This is a genomic window from Streptomyces sp. NPDC001380 (assembly GCF_042895785.1).
GTDB lineage: Bacteria > Actinomycetota > Actinomycetes > Streptomycetales > Streptomycetaceae > Peterkaempfera.
Genome location: NZ_JBIAWP010000017.1, coordinates 56,472 through 81,069, shown reverse-complemented (window position 1 = coordinate 81,069; position 24,598 = coordinate 56,472). Strand labels below are relative to the sequence as shown.

Here is a 24,598-nt window from a genome sequence, read left to right as displayed (position 1 = left end):
GGGCCGCGGGCGCCGTCGCCCGCGGCCCCGCCCGCGGCGTCAGGCGTCGGCGGCGGCGACGTCCTTGACCTGGGCGTAGGGGGCGAGCTTGCGGATGGTCTCGATGCCCTTGAGGCACTGGTCGCGGCTGTCGTACGCGTCGCCGACGATGAGCACCCGGCCGTCGGACGCCTTGAGGCGGAAGCGGTGGGAGCCGGAGTCGTCGGTGTATATCTCGAACTTGCCTGCCATGGGATTCACCTTTCGTGGGTCGCCCCCCCAGCGGCACCGTAAGGCGCCGCCGGGGGGCGGGCATCCCGGCTCCGTCGTTCGGGTCAGTCCCGGCCGTCCGGGGCGGTCCCGGCCGTCCGGTCGCGGCCGTGCGGGTCGGTCGCGGCCGTGCGGGTCGGTCGCGGGCGCGCCGGTGGGGTCCGGCCGCGCCGGGAGGCGCGGCCGTCCGGGCCGGTCCCGGCTCAGCGGTGCCCGGCGAACCGGACGACCTGCTGGTAGGTCGGCCGGTTCTGCCAGGAGATCCGGGCGTCGGTGATCCCGCCCAGCGGCCGCTGGACGACGGTGTCCGCGCACCACTGGTCGCCCGCGGCGCAGCCGTCGCCGCCCGGGTAGACCTGGGCCGGGGTGCGCGCGGCGGCCTGCCCGAGGCTGCCGAGCAGCGCCTGCCGGCAGCGGTCCGGGTCGCCGCCGCCGCAGTACGGCTCGGCCAGGGGGCCGGCCACCGGCTCGCCGAGCACCGTCCGCAGGTCCTTGTCGACGTACGACCACCAGCCGTACTGGAAGGCGGAGCCCCGGTGCGGGATCGAGCCGTTGACGTCCCCGCCGGCCGCCGGCGCGCCGGGGGGCGGCTCGTCGACCTGGAGCGCGCCGGTGAGCGCTGCCGTCAGCGGCTCGCCCAGCCCGTCGCCGAACTCGGCGCGGACCAGCAGCGGCCACCAGGCGTCCATGGTCCGGACCGCGTCGGCGTCGGCGTAGCGGTGGCCGCCGGGCGCGGTCTCGCGGCGCTTCGCGCCGTGCGCCAGCCACGTCTCCAGCCGCCGCACGGCGCCGTCGAGCGCCGGGTCGGTGACGGGCGCGCGGCGCAGGACCCGCAGCAGGCCGGGCAGCACGTCCTCGCCCCGCAGGTCGGTGAGGGCGGCGTCCTCCATGGCCTGCACGAGGGCGCTGCGGGTCACCGGCGTCCCGCTGTGCACCAGGGCCGCCACCCGGTCGTCGAGGAGGTCGGCGCGGTGGACGGACCCGTCGCCGAAGCCGGCGGCGGCGTAGCCGCCGGCCTGCCGGTTGTTCCAGGAGACGTAGGAGTCCTGGTCCCGGGACTGCGGGTGCTCGGCGGGCGGGGCCAGGTCGGCGGTGCCGGCGTCGGCGTCGAAGCCGCGCCACTCGTACCGCGGCTCGGCGAGCACGGGCAGGCCGGGGTCGACGCCGTCGGCGCGCACCGGGTTCGCGCCGGAGTTGTAGTACGCGGTGCGGGCGGAGTCGGCGTAGAACCAGTTGAAGGTGTAGCCGACGTGCCCGGCGGCCTCCTGGAAGGTCGCGGCGGAGTGCACGGCCCCCGGGTCGTTGAACATCTGGAAGCCGACGATGGAGTCGGCCTCGTGGCGGTAGGTGGAGCGCAGGGAGGTGAAGGCGACGGGCCGGCCGCCGACGGTGCCGCGCGCGGTGACCAGCCCGTACCGGGTGCGCCGCATGACCAGGGTGCAGGAGCCGGCGGGGGTGGGGTCGGCCGCGGTGGGCCGCCCGGCGTCCCGGCGCTCCAGCCGCTCCATGGGCGTGCAGGTCCCGTGCCACAGGTAGGAGTCGGATGCGGTGGTGGCGGTGGAGCCGTCGGCGTTGCAGAGCGGCACGGCGTAGGTGTCGGTGATGTCCTGTCCGGCGGAGGTGGCGCTCCAGGCGCAGTCCTGCCCGCGGCCGAGCTGGACGTAGAAGGAGAGTCCGGCGAAGGCGGCGCCGCGGGCGCTGATGCCGGGCCCCTGGAGCTCCTCCAGCATGAGCAGCTGCGGCGCGAAGTAGCCGGTCTGCGGCCCGAAGACGGCGACCGGGCGGCCGCCCTCGGCGTACCGGCCGGAGACGACCAGGGCGTTGGACATGCCGTGCCGGGCGGTGAGCAGGTCGGCGGGCAGGACGCCCTTCGCTGCGGTGGGGGCGGTGGAGGCTCCGGTGCCGGCGGCGTCGTGGACGAGCCGTTCGGGACGACGGAGCCGGGGTCGGGCATCGCGGTGCCGCGCGGGTCGGCGGGCGGCAGGGCGTAGGGGAAACGCTGACCGTCGTGGAGGGTGCGCACGGCCTCGGGGTCGTCGGCCTCGCGGAAGGAGGCCCAGGCCCGGTCCCCCGCGACCGTGCCGCAGCGGGCCTGGGCGGCCTGCCTGACCAGGGCGGACTGCAGCTCGCCGCCGCCTCCCGAGCCGAACAGCGCGCCGACGACGGAGGCGAGGGCGACGAGGTCGGCGAGGCGGAAGTGGTCGATGGAGCCGGCGTTGGTGATGGGGTCGACGTGGCCGGTGAGGTCGTACTCACCGGGGAAGGTGCGGGTGCGGCGGGCCCGGTCGATGTAGGCGTTGACGCCGTCGAGGTAGGCGTTCGCGTCGTCGAGGGCCTGCCGGGCGCGGGGGGCGGAGGCGGCGAGGGTGTCGATCTGGGCCTGGAGTTCGGCCTCCGTGTAGGGGGCGGCCTGCCAGAAGGACTGCTCCAGGGCGCGGTTGGCGGCGGCGCCGCCGGCGAAGCCGCTGAGCTCGCCCCGGCCGACGTGGCGGAAGAGGTCCATCACCCACAGCCGGTCCTGGGCTGCGGCCCAGCCGGCGCCGTACTCGGTGCCGTACCGGGTGGTGCCGGTGATGTGGGGCACCCCGGTCGCCCTGTCGCGGACGATCGCGACGTCGGCGCGGGGGCGGACGGTGCCGGCGACCTGGTCGGCGGGGACGCCGAAGGAGGCGTCGCCGAAGAAGCGGCCCAACTGGTCGTCGGTGAGGCCGGGGTAGCCGTCGGCGAGGGCGGCGTAGGGGCCGAGCCGGTCGTCGGTGTGGGCGGGGCGGGTGCCGAGGATCCGGCGGGCGAGGATGTCGGCGAGGGTGGCGTTGCCGTTCTCGCCGGGCGGCAGGATGTCGCTGCAGCCGCCGCCGCAGAGGTCCGCCGGGGCCGCGGGCGCCGCCGCGGGCGCCGCCGCGGCCGCGGGGGCGGCGGGGGCGAGGGCGAGGGCGAGGGCGAGGGCGGTGGTCGTCAGCAGGGCGGCGGCCGCGGCGGCGGCCTGGAGCCCGAGGGTCCGGATGCGTCGTTGCATGCCTGCTCCTCCGTCGGGGCAATGCTGCTGACGGCATGTCTGACAACGGGGGGCGCCCAGACGGCGCGCGGAGCGTTGCGAACGGTTTGACGAAGCTGCTTGTCATGTCACCTCAAATCCGCTCGGATGGTCGGTGCTGCCGTCGGCGGTCCGCCCGGACCGCCGCCCCACGCCGCCCGCGCGGCGCCCGCCGAGGAGGCCACGTTGACCCTTCGCCGCACGTCCGCCGCCGCCGCGCTGCTGGCGCTGACCGCCGTCCTGGCGCCCGCCCGGCAGGCCTCCGCCGCCGACACCGGCACCCTCCCCCTCGCCTCGGCCACCACGGTCGGCCTGCACAACACCTACGACCCCGCCGCCTTCGGCTTCCTCGCCCAGGCCCTGGACACCGGCACCGGCATGGTCGAACTGGACGCCTGGACCGACACTGTCACCCACGAGTGGAAGGTCAGCCACTCCAACCCCCTGGGGAACAAGAACAACTGCGTTGCCGCCGCCACCCCCGACCGCCTCTACACCGGCGGCGCGAACAAGGACCTGGAGAGCTGCCTGGACGACATCCGCGTCTGGCTCGGCGCCCACCCCGGCAGCGGCCCGCTGCTGGTCAAGCTGGAGCTGAAGCAGGGCTTCGCCGCGAACCGCGGCATGGGCCCCGCCCAGCTGGACGCCCTGGTCGCCGCCCACCTCGGCCCCGCCGTCCTCCGCCCCGCCGACCTGCTCGCCCGGCCCGGCGGCGGCGCGTACGCGACCCTGGACGAGGCCGCCCGCGCCGGGAACTGGCCCGCCCGCGCGCAGCTCGCCGGCCGGGTGCTGGTCGACGTCATCCCGGGCACCGTGGAGGAGTCCAACCCCTTCGACACCCTGCACACCGACGTCGAGTACGCCCGCCACCTGCGCGACCTGGCCGCCGCGGGCCGGATCGGCGAGGCGCAGGTCTTCCCCGCCGTGCACGGCGCGGCCCCGGGCGACCCCCGCACGAAGTACTCCGACGCCTCGCTCCGGCCGTGGTTCGCCGTCTTCGACGGCGACGCCTCGTCGTACGCCTCCGGCACCGACACCGGCTGGTACGACCGCAACCACTACCTGCTGGTGATGACGGACGCCCAGAACGTCTCCCCCGCCATCAGCGCCACCGACCCCGCCGCCGGGCAGGCCCGCGCCCGCACGCAGCAGCTGGCCGCCGCCCATGCGAGCGTCGTCTCCAGCGACTGGCGGCACCTTCCGGAGGTGCAGTCCCTGGTGCTGCCGCGCGGCTGACCGGCCGTCAGCCGTCGGCAGGGGCCGGCACGCCGGGGCCGTCCCCGGCGGGGGCGCCCTCGGCGGGTGCGCCCCGGCCGGGCGCCGCGGCCGCGGCGCGGGCGCGCGGGCGGCGCTCGCGGCGCTCCTCGCGCAGCCGCTGGCTGATCACCTGGGAGATGCCGTCGCCCTTCATGGTGACGCCGTAGAGGGCGTCGGCGGACTCCATGGTGAGCTTCTGGTGGGTGATCACGATGAGCTGGGAGGACTCCCGCAGCTCCTCCATGATCCCGATCAGCCGGCGCAGGTTGGTCTCGTCCAGCGCCGCCTCCACCTCGTCCATGACGTAGAAGGGGCTGGGGCGCGCCTTGAAGATCGAGACCAGCAGCGCCACCGCCGTCAGCGACCGCTCGCCGCCCGACAGCAGCGAGAGCCGCTTGACCTTCTTCCCCGGCGGCCGGGCCTCCACCTCGACGCCGGTGGTGAGCATGGACTCCGGGTCGGTGAGGAGCAGCCGGCCCTCGCCGCCGGGGAAGAGCCGGGCGAAGACGCCCTCGAACTGCGCCGCCGTGTCGTGGTATGCGGCGGTGAAGAGCTGCTCCACCCGCTCGTCGACGTCCCGGACGATGTCCATCAGGTCGCGGCGGGTCCGCTTCAGGTCGTCCAGCTGCTCGCTGAGGAACTGGTGGCGCTCCTCCAGCGCCGCGAACTCCTCCAGCGCCAGCGGGTTGACCTTGCCCAGCTGCTGGTGGGCCCGTTCGGCCGCCCGCAGCCGCTTCTCCTGCTCGGTCCGGACGTAGGGGCGGGGCAGGCCCGCCGGGTCGTCCTCCGCCCGCTCCTCCCCCTCCGCCGGGGGCGGCGCGGGCACCGGCCGGTCCGGCCCGTACTCGCCGAGCAGCGCCGCCGCCTCGATGCCGAACTCCTCCAGCGCCCGCGCCTCCAGCTGCTCGATGCGCAGCCGCTTCTCGGCCCGCAGCACCTCGTCGCGGTGGACGGAGTCGGTGAGGCGGTCCAGCTCCTCCTTCAGCTCCCGGCCGCGCGCCCGCTCGCCCGTCAGCTCCTCCTCCCGGGCGGCGCGCTCCTCCTCGACGGCGCGGCGCTCCCGCGCCGCCCGCTGCAGGGACGCCTCGACGAAGGCGAGCAGCTGCCGGGCGCCCTGCGCGACGGCCCCGGCGACCTCCGCCTCGTACGCGGCCCGGCGGCGCTGTGCGGCGGCCCGGGCCCGCGCCTCCCGCTCGGCGCGGGCGCCGCGGTCCAGCGCGTCGGCGCGGCCGGACAGCCCCCGCACCCGCTCCTCGTGGGTGCGGACCGCGAGCCGGGCGTCCACCTCCGCCTGCCGGGCGCGGGACGCCTCCTCGACCAGCCGGTCGCGCCCGGCGGTGTCGGGCTCGTCCTCGGCGGGCGCCTCCTCGGCGGCGGCGAGGCGCTCGGACAGCTCCGCGTGCTCGGCGGCGGCCTGCTCCAGTGCCGCCTCGGCCCTCGCGGCGGCGGCGGCCGTGCGCTCCGCCTCGCCGGCGGCGGCGCGGGCCTGGCCGCCGAGGCGGCCGAGCTGCTGCACCACGGCGGAGCGCTCCTTCTCCGCGCTGCGGCGGCGCGCGGTCAGCTCCTCGACCTCGGCGGCGAGGGCGCGGCGGCGCGCGGCGGACTCCTCGGCCCGGGCCGCCAGCCCGGCGGTGCGGGCGGACAGCTCCTCCAGGGCGGCGGCGGCCTCGTCCACGGCGGCCTGCGTCTCCAGCAGGGTCGGCGCGCCGGCGGAGCCGCCGTGGGCGAAGCCCGCGCCGAGCAGGTCGCCGTCGCGGGTGGCGGCGGTCAGCCCGGGGCGGTCGGCGAGCAGCGCCTCGGCGTCCTCCAGGGTGTCGACCACGGCGGTGCGGTGCAGCAGGCCGCGGACGGCGGGCAGCAGCCGCGCCGGACCGTCCACCAGGTCGGCGGCCCAGCGGGCGCCCTCGGGCAGGGCGGCTTCGGCCGGAGCGGCGGGGTCCGGCGCGGCAGGGTCCGGCACGGCGGGGTCGGGCGCACCGGCGACCAGCAGGGCGGCGCGGCCCGCGTCGGTCTTGCGGAGCAGCCGCAGCGCGTCGGCGGCGGCGGGGACCGCGTCCACGGCGACCGCGTCGGCGGCGGCGCCCAGCGCGGCGGCGACGGCGGCCTCGGCCCCCGGGACGACGGTGAGCAGGGCGGCGGCCGGGCCGAGGACACCGGCCAGTTCACCGCCGGCGGCCAGCAGCGCGCCGGTGCCGTCCTTGCGGCGCAGGCCCAGGGCGAGCGCGTCGCGGCGGGCGGTGAGGGCGGCGCGCTCCCGTTCGGCGGCGGTGACGGCGTCCCGGGCCCGCCCCTGCTCCTCCTCGGCCTCCGCGAGGCGGCGGCGCGCCCGCGCCCAGTCGGCGTCCGCCTGCTCGTCGACCGCGTCCAGCCCCTCGACCTGCTCCCGCAGCAGCTCCTCCTCGGCCGCGGCGGCCTCCGCCCGGAGCACCGCCTCGTCGCGGGCGGCCGCGAGGCGGCCGATCTCGGCCTCGGCCCCGGCCGCCCGGGAGGCGGCGGCGGCCACCCGGCCCTGGAGCCTGGCCAGCCCCTCGCGGCGGTCGGCGAGGGCGCGGGCGGCGTCGCGGAGCCGCCGGTCCTCCTCCGCCAGTGCCCGCTCCAGCGCGGAGCGCTGCTCCACGGCCTCGGCGAGGGCGTCCTGCGCCTCCTCCAGCGCCTCCGCGAGCGCGGCCTCCTCCTCCCGGATGCGGGCGGCCTCCCGCTCCATGTCCTCCGGGTCGCGGCCGCGCCGCTCCTCGGCGGGCCGGGCCGCGGCATGCCGGACCCGGGCGTCGGCGAGGCCGACGGTGCCGCGCACCCGCTCGGCGAGCGAGGAGAGCTGGAACCACGTCTCCTGCGCCTGCTCCAGCCGCGGCCTGAGCTGCTGCACCTGGGCCTCCAGCACCGCCTCGCGCTGCCGGGCGCCCGCCAGCTCCTGCTCGACGGTGGAGCGGCGCAGCCGCAGCGCCATCTCGTCGGCGATCTCCGCCTCGACGGCGTGGCGCAGGGTGACGAGGTCGTCGGCCAGCAGCCGCAGGCGGGCGTCGCGCAGGTCGGCCTGGATGACGGCGGCGCGGCGGGCGATCTGCGCCTGGCGGCCGAGGGGCTTGAGCTGGCGGCGGAGCTCGGCGACGAGGTCCTGCACCCGGTTGAGGTTGGTCTGCATCGCGTCGAGCTTCCGCAGCGCCTTCTCCTTGCGCTTGCGGTGCTTGAGGACGCCGGCGGCCTCCTCGATGAAGGCGCGGCGCCCGGCGGGGTCGGCGTGCAGGACGGAGTCCAGCTGGCCCTGGCCGACGATGACGTGCATCTCGCGGCCGATGCCGGAGTCGGAGAGGAGCTCCTGGATGTCGAGGAGGCGGCAGGTGTCGCCGTTGAGGGCGTACTCCGAGCCGCCGTTGCGGAACATCGTCCGCGTGATGGTGACCTCGGAGTAGTCGATGGGCAGGGCGCCGTCGGTGTTGTCGATGGTGAGGGAGACCTCGGCGCGGCCGAGCGGGGGGCGGCCGGCGGTGCCGGCGAAGATGACGTCCTCCATCTTGCCGCCGCGCAGCGACTTGGCGCCCTGCTCCCCCATCACCCAGGACAGCGCGTCGACGACGTTGGACTTGCCGGAGCCGTTCGGCCCCACCACGCAGGTGATGCCGGGCTCGAACCGGAGCGTGGTCGCGGAGGCGAAGGACTTGAAGCCGCGCAGGGTGAGGCTCTTGAGGTGCACGCGCCGTTCTCCTTGCTCTGGACCGCACAAGGAGCGTAACGGGGGAGGACGGCGGGGCGGGGTGAGGCGCCCGCGGTTTCGCGGGGGACGCCGGTGGGCATCTTGACGGCAGCAGGAGCTGCTGCGGGGGAGACGGGGGGAATGACGAAGGGACGCCGGTGGCCGGCGTCCCTTGCAATTCCCGGCGGCACCGCCGCCTGATCGGGTTCGATCAGGTGAGGGCGGGCTCCCGCTGAGGTACGTCGATGCTGCTGAGCAGCCTCTGCTCGTCGGCGACGGCAGCCAGGGCGTCGTTCTCGGCCTGCATCCGGTTCAGCTCGGATTCCAGGTCCTGGACACGCTGCTGGAGCCGTCGCATCTCGGCGAGCAGTCGCGGGTCGGGACCGCCGACGTAACCGAGAAGCGCCTTTGCCATGATGAGTGGTCCTCCACGCTGAGTGACCGACCTTTGTGAGGTGCTGGTCTAGGGGGAAGGGTGCGCACCGCCACGCGCTCTTCGCAGGTCTGCCGTGACAGCTCTGCCGGGGGAAACACGTACGGGTGAGCGGGTTTCCAGCGTCTCACCAAACGCTGTACGGGTCAACACGATCACAGCGCGCAACGCCCGGCGCCCACCTGCACGGCGGAACACCCACGCCGAGGGGGGCGGTTTCGACGGCCCGTGGCCGGACGATCACCGCTCGGTGGGGAGTCAACCACGTCACGGGCCGACCGTGCAACCACATGACGACGGCAGGTGCCGCTCAGCGGACGCAGCCGTCCGCGTCCGCACGGCCGGCAGGCGCCCGCGGGCGGTCCTCCCCGCCCGCCCCACGGGCGGCTGCGCTCCCTTACAGGGGCGCCGGCAGGGGCAGGCGCACCGGCGGGGGCGGGACCACCGGCAGGCGGCGCGGCCCGGCGGGCCGCGCCAGGGGCGCTCAGCGGATCGCAAACCCCTCGTACCCGGCGCGCGGCACCCCCCAGAGCTCGGTCACCCCGTCCACCCGGCCCGGCGTGCCGGCGCCGCGCAGCAGGACGAGCAGGCGCTCGCACTCCTCCCGCGCGCCCTCCGCCACGACCTGGACCCGGCCGTCGGAGAGGTTGCCCGCGTATCCGACCAGGCCGATCTCCAGCGCCCGGGCCCGGGTCCACCAGCGGAAACCGACCTCCTGGACCTTTCCGCGCACCCATGCGGTCAGCCGGACGTGTTCGTGCATGCGGCGACCCTACGGCGCGGCGCCCCGAGAGTTCCCTCCGGCCCCACCCGTCATACCTGTACAGTCCTGCCATCACCCGAAAGGGTGAGAGCACGGTTCTTGTCACCGGTCGGGGGGATCGGGAGGGTTCCTAACAGCCATGTCCCGACATGCGCGCACGTCCAAGCCGCAGTCGCAGCAGCCCGCTGCAGGGGCCCGGGGGGGCCACCGGCGCCATGCCGCGCCCGCCGCCGCACCCGCGGTGACCCGTCCCGCAGGACCGGTGTCCCACCGCCGCCGCGGACGCGAGCCCGGCCCCGCCGCAGGTCCGGCCCGGGCCGTCCTCGCGGTCTGCTGCACCGCCCTCGCCGCCGGCGCGGGCGGGGTGATCAGCGGCCTGGTCCCCATGCCCTCCACACTGGCCGGCTCCGCCGCCGTCGCGGGCGGGCCGCCCGCCGCGCAGACCGCCGTCGCCGAGCCCGGCACCGGCACCGGAGGCGGCACGGCCGCGGGCGCCGCGGGCACCACCTCGACCCGGGCACCCGGCGGCGCGGCCGCCCCCGGCGCGGCCCTCCCGGCCCCCCGTCCGTCCGAGCCCGCCGGGCGGGACCAGGACCGGAGCCCGGTGCCGTCCCCCACGGCCCCCTCCCCCGCGCCCTCCGCCAGCACCTCGCCGGTGGCGGCGCCCACGGCCGACGCCCCGGCCGCCGGCTCCACCGCGACACCCGCGCCCACGGCCGACGCCGGCACCGCCCCGGCCCCCACGGCCGCCTCGACCGGCAGGTCCGCGGACGGCCGGGCCGCCGTGGCCTCCGCCGTGCTCACCCTCGTCAACCAGGAGCGCGCGAAGGCCGGCTGCTCCCCGGTGGCCGCCGACCCCCACCTCGCCAAGCTGGCACGGGACTTCAGCGACGACATGGCCGCCCGCGGCTTCTTCGACCACACCGACCCCGACGGCCGCAGCCCCTGGGACCGCGCCGCCGCGGCGGGCATCTCCTACCTCGGCGGCGAGAACATCGCCCGCGGGCAGCAGACGCCGGAGGAGGTCATGGACGCCTGGATGAACAGCCCCGGCCACCGGGCGAACATCCTCAACTGCGACTACAAGCGCCTCGGCATAGGCGTCCACGAGGGCGCCGGCGGCCCCTGGTGGACCCAGGACTTCGGCTTCTGAGCCGGCCTCGGGCCCCGCGCGGACGTCCGGGGCCGGGGGCGCTCAGGCGCCGGGGTTCTGGACGAACCTCATCAGCCGGGCGAAGGTGTCCCTGTCGTACAGGGCACCCCTGACCGCGTCCGGCAGCCGGGCCCCGGCGATCTCCATGGTCGGCGTGCCCGGGGCACCGGCCTCCTCGTACGCCGCCTGCGCAGCGGCCACGAAGCCGCGGTGGCGCATGCCCTTCACCTCCGCGTCGAACGACGGACTGCGCAGGCCGTCGACCTGCCCCGCGAGCTCCAGCAGGTAGGCGTCGGTGAAGCCGTCCTCGGACTCCTCGGGCTGGTGCGCGTACAACAGGGCGTGGTACTCGGCGAACCTGCCGCGCTCCGCGGCGGCACGCAGGGCGTTGACCGCCCGGTGGGAGCCCTCGCCGCCCAGCCTGCCGTCCAGGAAGGACGCCATCACGTACTGGACCCTGACCCTGCCGTCCTTCAGCATGGCCGCCAGCTGGGGACCGCCGCCCGTCCGCTCGAACTGCCCGCAGTAGGGACAGCGGGGGTCCTCGTACAGGCGCACGGTGAGCGGCGCGAAGGGGGCACCCACCGTGATCGTCGCGCCGTCGGCCTCGACGCGCTCGAACGGCGCCGTGACGGCCCTCGTCGAGGAGGCGGACCCGGCGCGGTACGCGGCCGCTTTGCCGCCCCACGGGTCGCAGCCCGTCAGGAACGCCCCCAGCGCGACGACCACCGCCACAGCGGCCGTCGTGTGTGCAGGCCGGACCTTCACCGGCGACTCCTCCCCCAGCAGACTCCCTGATCGCGCACACGTTAGCGAAGTGCGCGGGAGCAGGGCGGGGCGCCCCCCGGTGCCGTCCGGCAGGCGCGCACTCGGCAGACGGCACCTGCGCCCTGCACGCTCCGGGCAGTGGCGCGGACCGCCGCGGACACGGCCGTCGGCAGGGCCCGCCCCACCGGCCGTCCGCAGGGCCGGAGCCGGGAGTCGCGGATGCGGCCCGCGGGTGCGGGCGACGCGGGTGACAGACCGTCAGGCGGTGCGGGGGGCGGGCTGGCAGCGGGGGCAGAAGTAGCTGGAGCGGTTCATCCACGGCTCGCGGCGGATGGGGGTGCCGCAGCGGCGGCACGGCTCGTCGCGGCGCCCGTAGGCGTCGAGGTCGCGGGAGAAGTAGCCGCTCTCGCCGTTGACGTTGACGTACAGGCTGTCGAAGCTGGTGCCGCCCGCGGCCAGGGCCGCCGTCATGACGTCCCGAACGGACTGCAGCAGCAGGGCGGTCTGCGGCCGGGTGAGGCCGGCGGTGGGCCGCTCGTAGTGGAGGCGGGCCCGCCACAGGGCCTCGTCGGCGTAGATGTTGCCGACGCCGCTGACGAGGCTCTGGTCGAGCAGGGCACGCTTGACGGTGGTGCGGCGGCGGCGCAGGGCGGTGTGGAAGACGCCGTCGTCGAAGCGGGGGTCCAGCGGGTCGCGGGCGATGTGCGCGATGGCCAGCGGGGTGGCCTCGGGGTCGCCGGGCTCGGCCGGGTGGACGGTGAGGCCGCCGAAGGTGCGCTGGTCGACGAAGCGCAGCTCGCGGCCGCCGTCGGTGAACCGCACGCGGACCCTCAGGTGGGTCTCGTCGGGGGCCTCGGGCGGCTGGACCAGCAGCTGGCCGCTCATGCCGAGGTGCCCGAGCAGGGAGGAGCCGGTGTCCTCCACGGGCAGCCACAGGTACTTGCCGCGGCGGTGGGCGGGGCCGAGGGTGCGTCCCGCCAGGCGGGCGGCGAAGTCCTCCGCGCCCGCGGTGTGGCGGCGCACGGCGCGGGGGTGGAGGACCTGGGTCTCGGCGACGGTGCGGCCGCTGACCCAGCGGTCCAGTCCGCGGCGGACGACCTCGACCTCGGGCAGTTCGGGCATGCGGCGGTCCGGTCCTCGGGTCGGTCCGGTCAGACGGCGGGTGCGGCGCCGTCGGCGGACGCTGCTCCGAGGCCGTGCTTCTCGCGGATGCCGTGCCAGGCGCTCTGGGCGGCCTTCTGCTCGGCCTCCTTCTTGGAGCGGCCGGTGCCGGAGCCGTACTCCTCGCCGCCGACGCGGGCAGTGGCGGTGAAGGTCTTCTCGTGGTCCGGGCCGGACTCGGTGACCAGGTACTCGGGCACGCCGATGCCCACCGTGGCGGTGAGCTCCTGCAGCGAGGTCTTCCAGTCGAGGCCGGCGCCGAGGTTGGAGGACTCCTCGATCAGCGGGTCGAAGAGGCGGTGCACCAGCTCGGAGGCGGCGTCCAGGCCCTGGTCGAGGTAGACGGCGCCGATGAGCGCCTCCAGGGTGTCGGCGAGGATCGACGACTTGTCGCGTCCGCCGGTGCCCTCCTCGCCGCGGCCGAGCCGGATGAAGGCGCCGAGGTCGAGTCCGCGGCCGACGTCGGCCAGCGCGCGGGAGTTGACCACCGCGGCGCGCAGCTTGGCGAGCTGACCCTCGGGGAGGTCCGGGTGGATCCGGTAGAGGGTGTCGGTCACCACGAGGCCGAGCACCGAGTCGCCCAGGAACTCCAGGCGCTCGTTGGTGGGGAGGCCGCCGTTCTCGTACGCGAACGAGCGGTGGGTGAGAGCGCGTACCAGAAGGGCGGGCTCGAGTGTGTACCCGAGCCGCCCTTCCAGGACGTCGTTGGTGGTCGAGGTCGGCCGCCCGGCCGCCTTGTCCGCGGACTGGGCCCCGGATGAGGCGGCCTGGCGTGAGGTCGTGGTTCCGTCCGACATCGATCCGTGCACCCCGCCGATCAGACCGACAGGACCTGGCGGCGGTTGTAGGTGCCGCAGCTCGGGCACGCGATGTGCGCGAGCTTCGGCTCGTGGCAGCGGTCGCACGCCACCAGGGCCGGGACCGCAGCCTTCCACTGCGAACGGCGGTGGCGCGTGTTGCTGCGCGACATCTTCCGCTTCGGAACAGCCACGGCTACTTCTCCTGGTTCTCGGCAGCGCCCTCACGGGCGTTGCTGTCCTCGTCGTTCCCGTCACCCTCGTCGCCGGGGGCGGCGGAGAGTCCCTGCAGTGCCGCCCACCGGGGGTCGACGGCATCGTGGTGGTGGTCCGGGTCGTCGCTCAGGCGTGCCCCGCACTCGGAGCACAGACCCAGGCAGTCGTCCTGGCACACCGGCTGCAGCGGCAGTGCGAGCACCACCGCGTCACGCAGCACCGGCCGGAGGTCGAACAGGTCGCCCTCCAGGCGGTAAGTCTCTTCCTCGTCGTCCTCGTCGGACGCACTCCCGGCGGACGCGCCGCGCACGGCGCGGTCGTCCTCCGGGTAGGAGTACAGCTCCTGGAAGTCCACCTCGAGGTCGTCCTCGACGGGCTCCAGACAGCGTACGCACTCCCCGGTGATGCGGGCGGCGGCGGTACCGGTGACCAGTACGCCCTCCACCACCGACTCCAGCCGGAGGTCCAGCTCGACCGGGCTCTTCGCGGGGACGCCGATCACGTCGATGCCGAAGTCCTCGGGAGCCTCGACGGTGCGGGTCACCCTGCGCATCGAGCCCGGACGACGGCCCAGCTCGTGCGTGTCGAACACGAGGGGGTCGCGGTGGTCGAGGCGGTCCAGGACGTCCTGCTTCCTACGGCGTGCGCATCCCTGCGCGACGCAATGCGGCTCATGTGACTGCGGCTCCGCGGCGCACCCCCGGAGGGGCCCGGGCAGCCGACAACCCCGGCGCGAACAGGCCGGAGCAGTCAGGATACCGGACGCTCCGGCCAGCCCCAACTTCGCGCCTCAGCGACCGCCGCCGAGCTCCCTCAGCCGGGCCACGTCGATGACGCTGGTGTCGAAGAAGCTGGTCTCGTCCAGGCCGGAGCCGTCCTGGCGGTGGGGGGACTGCGCGGGGGGCAGCTCGTGCTGCGACACCTGCTGGGGGTAGCCGTACGCCGGGTACGTCTCCTGCGGGGCGTAGCCGGGCTGGGACGGGTAGCCGGAGCCGTCGTGGCCCTGGGCGTAGCCGCCGCCGTAGGGGTCGTGGCCCTGCCACGACTGCTGCGGGTAGCCCTCCGCGGAGCCGCCCTGCGCCCAGCCGCCGCCGTAGGGGTCGCCGCCGTGGGCGGCCGCCGCGTACGGGTCCTGCTGCTGCCAGCCGTCCTGGCCGCCCCAGCCCTGCTGCGCGCCGTCCTGGTGCCCGCCGGTGTGCTGGAGGTCACCGTGCCGCGGGTCGGCGTGCGGGGTGCCGTCGGCCTGGTCGCGGAACCACGCCTCGCCGATCTCGCCGCCGCCCGTGCCGCGGACCGCGGCCTCCTCCGCCTCGGCGGCCGCGAACCCGGCGGCGACGGCGGCCGCGCGGTCCTTGTCCTGCTGGGCCTGGTCGGCGGCGGCCAGGTAGGCGCCGAGCTCGTCGATGGGCTGCTTGCCGAGCAGCTTGTCGCGGCCGCGTCCGACGGCCTCCAGGGTCCGGCTGAGCACCGTCTCCAGGGTGGCGAGCTTCACGTCGACGTACTCGTCCACCTCGGGGCTGGGCGAGGCCTGCGGCGTGAACTCCTCGCCGTCCTCGCCCTGCGCGCCGAGGGCGTCCTGCCCGTAGGCGTCGGCCTCCGGGCGCAGCTTCTGCCGGCCGCGGCCGACCGCGCCGAGGGTCTTGGTGAGGACGACCTCGAAGTTGGCGAGCTTGCTGTCGACGTAGTCGTCGGCCTCCCGCCGCAGCTCCGCGGCCTCGGCGCGGGCCTCGGTGAGGATGCGGTCCGCCTCGGTCTGGGACAGGCGGACCACCTCGGTGCCGGAGACCAGCGAGCCCCGCTCGCCGTGGGCCTCGTGGATGATCCGCTCGGCCTCGGCGCGGGCCTCGGCGACCACCTGCTCGTGGTCGGCCATCACGGCCTGCGCGCGGGAGATCTCCGAGGGCAGCGCCTCCCGGAGCTCGTGCAGCAGGCCGAGCAGCTCGGACCGGTTGACGACGCAGGAGGCGGACATCGGCATGGCACGGGCGCTCTCGACGGCCGCGACGATGTCGTCGAGCTTGTTCTGCACGTCCACTGTGGCTCACGTCTTTCCGTGTGCGCCGGGGTGCGGCGGGGCGGGGGGTTGAAACTCTACGGCCACCGCCGGGGTGCGGGGGAACGGGTGCGGTGGAGGCGGGGTGACAGACCGGCAGGAACCGCCCGCACCGGCCGGGGCGCGGCCCCGGCCGCCGCTCCGGCGTCTGCCGCGGCCCGGCTCACTGCTCGGCCGCGCGCTCCGCCATCCGCTTGACCAGGCGCTGCAGCACCGGCTCGGGCACGAGGTGGCCGACGTCGCCGCCGTAGGCCGCGACCTCCTTGACCAGGCTGGAGGAGAGGAAGCTGTAGGTGGGCGAGGTCGGCACGAAGAGGGTCTCCACGCCGGACAGCCCGTGGTTCATCTGGGCCATCTGCAGCTCGTAGTCGAAGTCGCTGACCGCCCGCAGTCCCTTGACGATCGCGGGGATGCCGCGGTCGCGGCAGAAGTCCACCAGGAGGCCGTGGTGGGACTCCACCTCCACGTTGCCGTAGGGGGCGGTCACCTCCTCGATCATCCGGATGCGCTCCTCGACCGTGAACAGGCCCTGCTTGGACTTGTTGATCAGCACGGCGACGTGGACGACGTCGTACAGCTTGGAGGCCCGCTCGATGATGTCGAGATGGCCGTTGGTGATGGGGTCGAAGGACCCCGGACAGACGGCGCGGCGCAACACGTGATCCTCGCTCTCCGGCCCCGGCGGCTCTGCCGTGAGGATGGGCCGACTCTGCTAGCCGTTCGTTCCCGGCCGGTCCGGACGTCCCTGTCCCGGCATGGCGGCACCGGCCGGAGCGGCGGCGCGACCGTACCAGAGCGTGCCCTCGCCGTAGCGGCGGGAGCGGAGCGGTTCGAAGCCGTCCGGCCAGGCGAACTCACCGCCCCTGGTGCTGCGTTCCACCGTGGCGAGCGCATCGGCGGCGAGCCACCCCCCGGCGGAGAGTGTGAGGAGGATCTCCCGCAGCGCGGCGTCGGTGACGGCGTACGGGGGGTCGAGGAAGACGAGGTCGTAGGGGGCGGCCGGGGGCTCGCCCTCGGCCACCCGCTCGGCCTTGCCGGCCCGCACCTCGGCGCCGGGCAGGGCGAGGGCGCGGACGTTCTCCCGGATGGTGCGCACGGCCCGGGCGTCGGCCTCCACCAGCAGGGCGTGGGCCGCGCCCCGGGAGAGCGCCTCCAGGCCGACCGCGCCGGAGCCGCCGTACAGGTCCAGCACGCGGGCGCCGTGCAGGGTGCCGCGCAGCGACTCCCAGGTGGAGAAGAGGGCCTCCCTCGCCCGGTCGGAGGTGGGGCGGGTCCCCTGGCCGGGCGGCACGGCCAGGCGGCGGCCGCCGGCCGCTCCGGCGATCACGCGGGTCATCGGGTTTGCGCTTCCTCACGGGCGGACGGGCGGGGTGCTCCCTCCACGCTATACGGCGGCGGCAGGACCGGCGGACCGGCGGGTGCGCCCGGACCGGCCGGTCCGGGGCCTCCCCCGCCCCGGCCGGTCCGGGTCACGCCGGTGGGGGCCCGGCCGGTGCCGGCCGGGCCTCCGGGATCGGGCCGGTACGGGTCAGGAGGCGTCGGCCCCGGTGGCCGGCTCGGGGGAGCCGAGCAGGCCGGGCGAGGCGTACCGCGACCAGGACAGGCAGCCGTCGGGCGGGCAGTACTCGGGGCGGCGCGGGTCGTGGCCGAGCTCGCGCAGCTTGGTGCGGACGGAGTCGGGGGTGCGGCCGAAGCGGGCGGCTATGCGGGCGACGGTCTCGCCGTCGTGGAAGCGCCGGACCAGCTCCTCCTCGTGCTGGGGCACCCAGGGGGCGCCGTGGCCGGGGTAGAGCTCGCGCAGGACGTCGCGGTCGGGGATGGGCTCGGAGACGTCGGCGACGATCGCCAGGGCGCGCAGGGCCCGGTTGAGCGCGATGCGCAGCGAGGCGACGTCCTCGACGGGCAGCCGGAGCCGGCCGGAGGCGAGCGGGTTGGCGGACTCGCCCTCCCGCCAGCCGGTGAGGGTGAGGGTGACTTCGCGGTCGTCGTCGCTGGCGAGCTCGATGCGGAAGACCTTGTCGCCGAGCGGGAGTTCGTTGAGGTGCCGGAATGCCATGTGGTGTGCCCCCAGGTGTCCGCGGGCGGAGCACTCGCAGGAGTGCTTCCCGAACACCTCCATTGTCGCAGCGGGCACTGACAACCGGCCCAGGCCGGACCCCGCACGGGCCGGGTGCGGACGGCGCCCGCACCCGCCCCGCCCGGCCGCCCTCCGGGCCCCGGCCCTCCTCCGGGACTCAGCCCTTCTCCAGGTACTCGGCCCGCTCCTCGTCGAGGAGGCTCTGCAGGGCCCCCGCCAGCTCCGGGTGGCGCTCGAGGCCGGGGTCCTCGGCGACGAGCCGGACGGCCTCCTCCCGGGCGGCGGCGATGACGTCCTCGTCCTGGAGCACCGAGAGGACCTTGAGCGAGGAGCGCACCCCGGACTGGGCCTGGCCGAGCACATCCCCCTCGCGGCGCTGCTCCAGGTCGATCCGGGAGAGCTCGAAGCCGTCCAGGGTGGCGGCGACCGCGTCCAGCCGGCTGCGGGCGGCGGTGGCCGCGGGCATGTCGCTGACCAGCAGGCACAGGCCCGGTGCGCTGCCGCGGCCGACGCGGCCGCGCAGCTGGTGGAGCTGCGAGACGCCGAAGCGGTCCGCGTCCATGACGACCATCGCGGTGGCGTTGGGGACGTTCACGCCGACCTCGATCACGGTGGTGGCGACCAGCACGTCCGCCTCCCCGGCGGCGAAGCGGCGCATGACGTCGTCCTTGGCGTCGGGCTGCATCCTGCCGTGCAGGACCTCCACCCGCAGCCCGGCCAGCGGGCCGCGGCGCAGCTGCTCGGCGACGTCGAGCACCGCCAGCGGCGGGCGGCGCTCCTCGCCGTCCGCGCCGCCGCCGTCGAGGTCCTCCAGGTCCTCCCCGGCGGCCTTCGCGGACTTCCTCGCGGCCTTCCCGGACCCGCCGCCCTCCTGCTCCTCGTCGCCGATCCGCGGGCAGACCACGTACGCCTGGTGGCCCTTGCCGACCTCCTCGCGAACCCGCTCCCAGGCGCGGGCCAGGAAGTGCGGCTTCTCCAGGGCGGGCACGACGTGGGAGGAGATCGGGGAGCGGCCGGAGGGCAGCTGGTCCAGGACGGAGGTCTCCAGGTCGCCGAAGACGGTCATGGCGACGGTCCGCGGGATGGGGGTGGCCGTCATCACCAGCAGGTGCGGCGGCCGCGCCCCCTTGGAGCGCAGGGCGTCGCGCTGCTCCACGCCGAAGCGGTGCTGCTCGTCGACGACCACCAGGCCCAGGTCGTGGAACTGCACCTTGTCCTCGATCAGGGCGTGGGTGCCGACCACGATCCCGGCCTCGCCGGTGACCAGGTCCAGCAGGGCCTGGCGGCGGGCGGCGGTCCCCATGGAGCCGGTCAGCAGCACCACCTTGGTGCCGACGTCGGAGCCGCCGAGCATGCCGCCCTCGGCGAGGTCGCCCATCATCGCGGTGATGGAGCGGTGGTGCTGCTGCGCCAGCACCTCGGTGGGCGCCAGCATCGCCGCCTGGCCGCCGGTGTCGACCACGGCGAGCATGGCCCGCAGGCCCACCATCGTCTTCCCGGAGCCGACCTCGCCCTGGAGGAGGCGGTGCATGGGGTGCTCGCGGGCGAGGTCGGCGAAGATCTCGGCGGAGACCTTCCGCTGGCCCTCGGTGAGGGTGAAGGGGAGCTTGGCGTCGAAGGCGTCGAGCAGGCCGCCGTCGCGGGGGGTGCGGGCGACCGCGGGCAGGGCGGAGTCGGCGGCGCGGCGGCGGGCCAGCGCGGTCTGCAGGACGAAGGCCTCGTCCCACTTGAGGCGGGAGCGGGCCATCGCCACGTCGGCCTGGCTGCGCGGGCGGTGGATGCGCTCCAGCGCGTCGGGGAGGGCCAGCAGCTCGCGGTCCTCGCGCAGCGCGGGCGGGAGGGGGTCCCCGACGCCCTCCCAGCCGGTGGCGGCCAGGCCGTCCAGGGCGACCTCCACGCACTGGGCGATCTTCCAGCTGGGCGCCTGGGCGGAGGCCGGGTAGACGGGGATGAGCCGGCCCGCGAAGCGCTCGGCGGCGCCGGACTCCGCGTCGGCGTCCAACAGCTGGTAGTCCGGGTTGGCCAGTTGCCGGGTGCGCTGGAAGACCCCGACCTTGCCGGCGAACATGCCGCGGGCGCCGGGGCGCAGCTCCTTCTCCCGCCACGCCTGGTTGAAGAAGGTGAGCGTCAGCCGGCCCCGGCCGTCGGTGACGACGACCTCCAGCCGGTTGCCGCGGCGCTGCCGGAAGGGGATGAGGGTGACCTTCTCCACCCGGGCCACCACGGTGACGTGCTCGTCGACCTCGAGCTCGTCGAGGCTGGTGAGCTCGCCCCGCTCGGCGTAGCGCCGGGGGACGTGGTGCAGGAGGTCGCCGGTGGTGCGCAGCCGGAGGCTGTCGGCGAGCACCTTGGCGGTGCGGTCGCCGACGAGCTTGTGGAGGGGTTCGTCGAGCGGTGACATCGGTTCCATTCCACCTCACGCCTCGGACAGTCGTGTCCCGGACGGTCGTGCCCGGACGGTCACGCCGCGGACGGCCGCGTCCCGGGCGGTCGCACAGCGGACGGCCGCGTCCCGGACGGCGGGACGCTACTCCAGGCCGACCAGCAGCGGCGCGGCCTCGTGGCCGCCGTCGTAGACCACCGTGTCGACCTCGGGGCGCTGCCGCCGGACGTGGGCGACCAGCCGGTCGGCGAGGTGCTGCGGCACGCCCTCGCCGAGGATCAGGGTGAGCAGCTCGCCGCCCGCGGCGAGCATGCGGTCGAGCACGACCTCCCCGGTGCCGCCGAGGTCGCCGCCTATGACGGCCACGTCGCCGTCGATCAGTCCCAGGACGTCGCCAGCCTGGCAGACGCCCGCCATCGTCCAGGACTCGCCCTCGGCGACGGCGAGTTCGGCGTACCGGGTGGCGCCGGCGGCGGAGGTCATGGAGACCACGTCCTCGTCGAACCGGCGGCCGGGCTCGTGGACGGCGAGCGCCGCCAGGCCCTGGACCGGGGAGCGGGTGGGGATGACGGCCACCCGTATGCCCTCGGCGCGCAGCTGGTCGGCGGCGGCGCCGGCGACCGCGCGCAGCTCGGGGTCGTTGAGCAGCAGGACCGCCTCGCGGGCGCCGGTGCCGCGGACGGCGCCGGCCAGTTCGGCGCTGGACGGCGGCCGGTCGGGGTCGGCGTGCAGGACGGCGGCGCCGGCCTCGGTGCACAGCCGGGCGGTGCCGGTGCCGTGCACCACGCTGACGACGGCCCGGCGGGACGGCTCGGGGTGCTCCCGGGGCTCGGGGGGCACGGCGGCCGCGCGGGCGCGGGCGGCGTCGCCGAAGTGGGTGATGCGGATGCGGTGGGGCCGGCCGGCCAGCACGCCGGCCTCGACGGCGGCGCCGGCGTCGTCCACGTGGACGTGCACGTTCCACAGTCCGTCGCCGCCGACGACGACCAGGGAGTCGCCGAGCCCGCCGAGGCGGGCGCGCAGGGCGGGGAGGGCGTCGTCGGGGGCGTCGAGGAGGTAGGTCACCTCGAACGCCGGGGCGCTGCGGGAGGGCGCGGGCTCCGGCCCGCCGGTGCAGTCGGGGGCCGCCCCGGCGGCCTCGCGCTGCCGGGAGCGGCCGGGGCCCAGGGCCAGCGGGCCCATCGGGGTGTGGTCGGCGACGGCGTCGGCGAGGGCTCCGAGCACGGCGACCAGACCGCGGCCGCCGGCGTCGACCACGCCGGCGCGGGCCAGGACGTCCAGCTGCCGGGGGGTCGCGGCCAGGGCGAGGCGGGCGGCGTCGTGGGCGGCCTCGGCGACCTCGACCAGGCCGCCGGGGCACTCCTGGGCGGCGCGGGCGGCGGCCGCGGCGACGGTCAGCACGGTGCCCTCGACGGGCCGGGCGACGGCCTCGTACCCGGCGTCGGCGGCGCGGCGCAGCGCGCGGCGCAGGGAGGCGTGGTCGCCCGCGTCGCCGCCGTCGGCGAGCACCTCGGCCATGCCGCGCAGCAGCTGGGCGAGGATCACCCCGGAGTTGCCGCGGGCGCCGAGCAGGGCGCCGCGGGACATCGCCCGCATGGCGCCGGCGAGGTCGGGGGCGGTGCCGGCGACGGGGTCGAACAGCGGGTCGACGGCCGCGGCGGCGGCCTCGACCGTGAGGTAGAGGTTGGTGCCGGTGTCGCCGTCGGGCACGGGGTAGACGTTGAGGGCGTCGATCTCCTCGCGGGCCTGCCCCAGGGCGGCGAGCGCGAGCCGGCACCAGGTGCGCACGGCGGGGGCGTCGAGCGTGTCCGGCACCGGGCCTCCTCACCTCACGGGCGCGTGTCCGCGGGCCCCGGTCGGCGGCCCGCCGCAGGCAGGCTATCCGGGGCGGCCGGGTGCTCGACGCCGACGGGTGCCCGGGTCGTGGTAGTTTCGTTCTACGGGAGCGGCAGATGTATGCTGCTCCGGTTGCCCGGCCGGTCCGGGCGCTTCTCGGTTTGGCCCTGTACCCGTCATCCACGGTCCGCGGTCTTCCGGGGTTTTGGAACGTATCTGATCTGAAGTCTTTGGAGTGACTCCCGTGGCTGCCAACTGCGACGTCTGCGGCAAGGGGCCGGGCTTCGGCAACAACATCTCCCACTCGCACCGCCGCACCCGCCGTCGTTGGAACCCCAACATCCAGACGGTGCGTGCCGTGGTCGGTCGGACGCCGAAGCGGCTCAACGTCTGCACCTCGTGCATCAAGGCCGGCAAGGTCTCGCGCTGACGCGCAGGCCGGTACACCCGGTTCGCCGGAAGGCCGGTCCACCCCTCGGGGTGGACCGGCCTTCCGCATGTCCGGGGCCCCGCGCCGGGGGCCCGCGCCGCGGGGGCGGTCCCGGCGCACCGCGTCGGCCGGTGCCGTGCGGGGCGCGTCAGCGGCCGTCGATCCCGTGCGGGCGGCGGCCGGACCACTCCGGCTCCACCTCGGCCCAGCGCCGGGCCCAGGCCCGGGCCTCGTGCCGGTCCAGGGCCCTGCGGACCAGCCCCGTGCCGGTCACGGTGAGGGCGGCCAGGACGGCGAACGTGCCGACGCCCGCGAACCAGGCGTCCGCGTCGATGTCGGCCGCGCTGCGCGGCGGCCGGACCGGGCGCCCCGCGGCGTCCACCCGGAGCGGCACCCTCGCGCCGGCCGCGGTGCCGGGCGCCACCGCGAGCCGCCCGGTGCGGACGTGCCCCGGGGGGTAGGCCCAGCGGGCCTCCACCAGGACGTCCGGCCGCTGCCCCGCCCGCACCTGCCCGGGCACCGCCGCGGCCAGGGTCACGGCGGTGACGCGGTGCTGCTGGGCGGAGCGGGCGGCCGCCGCGTCGCGGCCGTGCCGGTGGACGGCCTGTCCGGTGAGGAGGGCCGCGAGCGGCGCCAGCAGCAGGAGCGCGGCGGCGGCGAGCAGGAGCCGGGCCCGTCGGCGGTCGTTGCGGCGGCAGAGCGGGTTGCCGTCCGCACCGCAGGCCCGGAGCAGCAGCAGGAGCGCCCGGCGCGGCATGCCGTACCGGGGTGTGCGCCGCCCGGCGGCGCCGTTCGGCTGTGCTGTCCCGTCGGCCGTCATGCCGCCTCCCGAGCATGCCCCGCGGTCGTGGAGGGACGACCGGTCGCGCACCTGTTCCTGAGCCTTTCCCCGAGTACGCGCGGACCATGCCTCGGGTTCACCTCCGGTGCACGGCCCGGGGCCGCCCCGTCCGCGCGGGGCGCCCGTGCGTCGATCCCGCTCACCGGGCGCGCAGGTCGTCCAGGACGGCGGCGGCGAGGTCCTCGTCCACGATCACGCGGCGCACCAGGGCGCGGAGGACCTCGACGAGCGGGAGGTCGACGACGTCGAGCTTCACGGCGGCGTCCGCGGTCCACCTCTTCAGCCGCCGGTGCAGCGTGGGGTCCAGGTCCACCGTGGTGCGGACGGGCCGGGTGCGCGTCACCGTCGGCTCCAGCCTCCGGTGGCCGTCCCCGGTGCCGGAACCCGCCGGGCCCTCACCGTGCTCGGCTGCGGTCTCGCGGTCGCCCGGCACCCGGCCACCTCCTCTCGCGCTGATCATCCCGCGGTACCCACATCACTGCAGGGAGGCGGCCGCGGCAAGGCGCAGGGGCCGGACGAAGCGCAACGACACCCGGTCGGCCCAGGGCCGCGGCCGGCGGGGCGGTGCGCGGGGGCGGCGGCCGAAGACCGCGGCGGAACGCCTCCGCCGCGCATTCCGGAACACGGGAGCACACCGCCCCGCCCAAAATCCGGACACCGGACCGGGAGAATCATGTGGAATTTTCAAACGATTTCTCGCATGCAGTAACGCCGTGCGGCAATGCAAAATCCGGACGCCCCTCTTGCCAGCTCAGAGGTGCCTTCACTAGCGTTGTCATTGAAATGTCCGGGACGCCGCACCCCGCCTGCGGCACATTCCTCGGCCGGGCCGCACGGAATCGGACACGGACCAGCAGCACGGAATTCAACCCCGGCCGGGGCACGGGTACACGCACCGGACCCGCCATCCCCGAATTGCCTGGAGGCTGCGATGTCCTTCCGTTCTTCCCGCTCCCGGAGGCTGAAGGCCCTGCTGGGGGCGGCGCCCCTGCTGGCCGGTGCCCTGGTGGTCGGCCCCACGACGGCCGCACACGCCGCCCCGCAGGTCAGGGACGTGAACTTCGAGGGCTCGGTGTCGTGCGCGAAGTTCAAAGACCTGTCGGTGCCGACCGTGGTCCGCGTGACGTCCGCCGGCTTCGGCTCCGACAGCGGCGACGTCACCAGCACGGGCGGCGTCAAGGGCACCTACGGGCCGCTGACGCTGACGCTCGCGGACAGCAACGTCAAGGTGTCCTTCCAGGCCACGTGCGACCCGCCGGGCGGCGGGGCGCTGCACAGCATCAAGAAGAACGTCGCGGTCACCACCGGCACGGACGACGGGGACACCGTCACCGTCAACCTGCCCTGAGGCCGGACACGGGCCCCGCCGGGACTCTCCGGCGGGGCTCCCCGGCGCCCGGGTCCGCGGCCGGCGCGGACCGCCGGCGCACCGCAGGCCACGGCCCCCCGGTGGTGA

At 76.1% G+C, this 24,598-nt stretch carries 21 protein-coding genes and 1 pseudogene; 4 read left to right on the top strand and 18 right to left on the bottom strand.

Features of this window, described 5'->3' with window-relative positions; genetic code table 11:
* Nucleotides 1-39: 39 nt before the first annotated feature.
* Together ACFY07_RS20780 and ACFY07_RS20775 are read right to left on the bottom strand one after the other, a co-directional pair.
* Complete coding sequence (locus ACFY07_RS20780; protein WP_230655041.1) at nt 40-231, bottom strand: DUF1508 domain-containing protein; 192 nt, start codon at nt 229-231, stop codon at nt 40-42.
* Nucleotides 232-452: 221 nt separating this feature from the next.
* Nucleotides 453-3,265 (bottom strand): annotated as a pseudogene (locus ACFY07_RS20775) (penicillin acylase family protein).
* A gap of 204 nt (nt 3,266-3,469) precedes the next feature.
* Between ACFY07_RS20775 and ACFY07_RS20770 the strand changes: the two are divergent.
* On the top strand, nt 3,470-4,519 hold the full coding sequence (locus ACFY07_RS20770) for a phosphatidylinositol-specific phospholipase C domain-containing protein (RefSeq protein WP_390870441.1): 1,050 nt from the start codon (nt 3,470-3,472) through the stop codon (nt 4,517-4,519).
* A 7-nt stretch (nt 4,520-4,526) separates the two neighbouring features.
* Here ACFY07_RS20770 and smc read toward each other — a convergent pair whose 3' ends face one another.
* The 3 genes from smc to ACFY07_RS20755 form a co-directional block, all read right to left on the bottom strand.
* Nucleotides 4,527-8,231, bottom strand: coding sequence for a chromosome segregation protein SMC (gene smc / locus ACFY07_RS20765; RefSeq protein WP_390870439.1), 3,705 nt, complete (start codon nt 8,229-8,231; stop codon nt 4,527-4,529).
* A gap of 211 nt (nt 8,232-8,442) precedes the next feature.
* Nucleotides 8,443-8,646: a hypothetical protein gene (locus ACFY07_RS20760; protein WP_230655036.1), complete on the bottom strand. Its 204-nt coding sequence runs from the start codon at nt 8,644-8,646 to the stop codon at nt 8,443-8,445.
* A gap of 502 nt (nt 8,647-9,148) precedes the next feature.
* Nucleotides 9,149-9,427, bottom strand: a complete 279-nt coding sequence (locus tag ACFY07_RS20755; RefSeq protein WP_230655034.1) for an acylphosphatase — start codon at nt 9,425-9,427, stop codon at nt 9,149-9,151.
* 262 nt (nt 9,428-9,689) lie between these two features.
* Here ACFY07_RS20755 and ACFY07_RS20750 point away from each other — a divergent pair, with 262 nt between their 5' ends.
* Nucleotides 9,690-10,580, top strand: coding sequence for a CAP domain-containing protein (locus ACFY07_RS20750; protein ID WP_390870437.1), 891 nt, complete (start codon nt 9,690-9,692; stop codon nt 10,578-10,580).
* Nucleotides 10,581-10,622: 42 nt separating this feature from the next.
* Here ACFY07_RS20750 and ACFY07_RS20745 read toward each other — a convergent pair whose 3' ends face one another.
* From ACFY07_RS20745 to ACFY07_RS20695, 11 genes are all read right to left on the bottom strand, one after another.
* Nucleotides 10,623-11,315, bottom strand: coding sequence for a DsbA family protein (locus ACFY07_RS20745; RefSeq protein WP_390870435.1), 693 nt, complete (start codon nt 11,313-11,315; stop codon nt 10,623-10,625).
* A gap of 291 nt (nt 11,316-11,606) precedes the next feature.
* Nucleotides 11,607-12,470, bottom strand: a complete 864-nt coding sequence (gene mutM, locus ACFY07_RS20740) for a bifunctional DNA-formamidopyrimidine glycosylase/DNA-(apurinic or apyrimidinic site) lyase (RefSeq protein WP_390870433.1) — start codon at nt 12,468-12,470, stop codon at nt 11,607-11,609.
* A 29-nt stretch (nt 12,471-12,499) separates the two neighbouring features.
* Complete coding sequence (gene rnc / locus ACFY07_RS20735; protein ID WP_390870431.1) at nt 12,500-13,306, bottom strand: ribonuclease III; 807 nt, start codon at nt 13,304-13,306, stop codon at nt 12,500-12,502.
* Nucleotides 13,307-13,326: 20 nt separating this feature from the next.
* Entirely contained in the window at nt 13,327-13,500 is a 174-nt protein-coding gene (gene rpmF, locus ACFY07_RS20730) for a 50S ribosomal protein L32 (RefSeq protein ID WP_111492989.1), read from the bottom strand.
* A 2-nt stretch (nt 13,501-13,502) separates the two neighbouring features.
* A complete protein-coding gene (locus ACFY07_RS20725; protein ID WP_230655020.1) occupies nt 13,503-14,114 on the bottom strand; it encodes a DUF177 domain-containing protein in 612 nt (203 codons plus the stop codon).
* 198 nt (nt 14,115-14,312) lie between these two features.
* Nucleotides 14,313-15,557 (bottom strand): ATP synthase F0 subunit B, encoded by a 1,245-nt coding sequence (locus ACFY07_RS20720; RefSeq protein ID WP_390870429.1) that lies wholly within the window; start codon nt 15,555-15,557, stop codon nt 14,313-14,315.
* A 181-nt stretch (nt 15,558-15,738) separates the two neighbouring features.
* Nucleotides 15,739-16,230, bottom strand: a complete 492-nt coding sequence (coaD, locus tag ACFY07_RS20715; RefSeq protein WP_230655016.1) for a pantetheine-phosphate adenylyltransferase — start codon at nt 16,228-16,230, stop codon at nt 15,739-15,741.
* Nucleotides 16,231-16,287: 57 nt separating this feature from the next.
* Nucleotides 16,288-16,911 carry a 16S rRNA (guanine(966)-N(2))-methyltransferase RsmD gene (gene rsmD / locus ACFY07_RS20710; RefSeq protein ID WP_390870427.1) on the bottom strand — a complete coding sequence of 208 codons (624 nt, stop codon included), beginning with the start codon at nt 16,909-16,911 and terminating at the stop codon, nt 16,288-16,290.
* Between the two features lie 192 nt (nt 16,912-17,103).
* The gene (locus tag ACFY07_RS20705) at nt 17,104-17,631 is read right to left on the bottom strand and encodes a hypothetical protein (protein WP_390870425.1); all 528 of its coding nucleotides are present in this window, start codon (nt 17,629-17,631) and stop codon (nt 17,104-17,106) included.
* Nucleotides 17,632-17,809: 178 nt separating this feature from the next.
* Nucleotides 17,810-20,053, bottom strand: a complete 2,244-nt coding sequence (gene recG / locus ACFY07_RS20700) for an ATP-dependent DNA helicase RecG (RefSeq protein WP_390870525.1) — start codon at nt 20,051-20,053, stop codon at nt 17,810-17,812.
* 126 nt (nt 20,054-20,179) lie between these two features.
* A complete protein-coding gene (locus ACFY07_RS20695) occupies nt 20,180-21,850 on the bottom strand; it encodes a DAK2 domain-containing protein (RefSeq protein WP_390870423.1) in 1,671 nt (556 codons plus the stop codon).
* Between the two features lie 265 nt (nt 21,851-22,115).
* Here ACFY07_RS20695 and rpmB point away from each other — a divergent pair, with 265 nt between their 5' ends.
* Entirely contained in the window at nt 22,116-22,301 is a 186-nt protein-coding gene (gene rpmB / locus ACFY07_RS20690; RefSeq protein ID WP_009714771.1) for a 50S ribosomal protein L28, read from the top strand.
* 148 nt (nt 22,302-22,449) lie between these two features.
* Here the strand turns inward: rpmB and ACFY07_RS20685 are convergent, their stop codons facing one another.
* Together ACFY07_RS20685 and ACFY07_RS20680 are read right to left on the bottom strand one after the other, a co-directional pair.
* Nucleotides 22,450-23,121, bottom strand: coding sequence for a hypothetical protein (locus ACFY07_RS20685; RefSeq protein ID WP_390870421.1), 672 nt, complete (start codon nt 23,119-23,121; stop codon nt 22,450-22,452).
* A gap of 160 nt (nt 23,122-23,281) precedes the next feature.
* Nucleotides 23,282-23,575 carry a hypothetical protein gene (locus ACFY07_RS20680; protein WP_390870419.1) on the bottom strand — a complete coding sequence of 98 codons (294 nt, stop codon included), beginning with the start codon at nt 23,573-23,575 and terminating at the stop codon, nt 23,282-23,284.
* A 498-nt stretch (nt 23,576-24,073) separates the two neighbouring features.
* On the opposite strand from ACFY07_RS20680, the gene ACFY07_RS20675 reads away from it, so the two are divergent.
* A complete protein-coding gene (locus tag ACFY07_RS20675) occupies nt 24,074-24,490 on the top strand; it encodes a hypothetical protein (RefSeq protein WP_390870417.1) in 417 nt (138 codons plus the stop codon).
* The last annotated feature ends 108 nt before the right edge of the window (nt 24,491-24,598 follow it).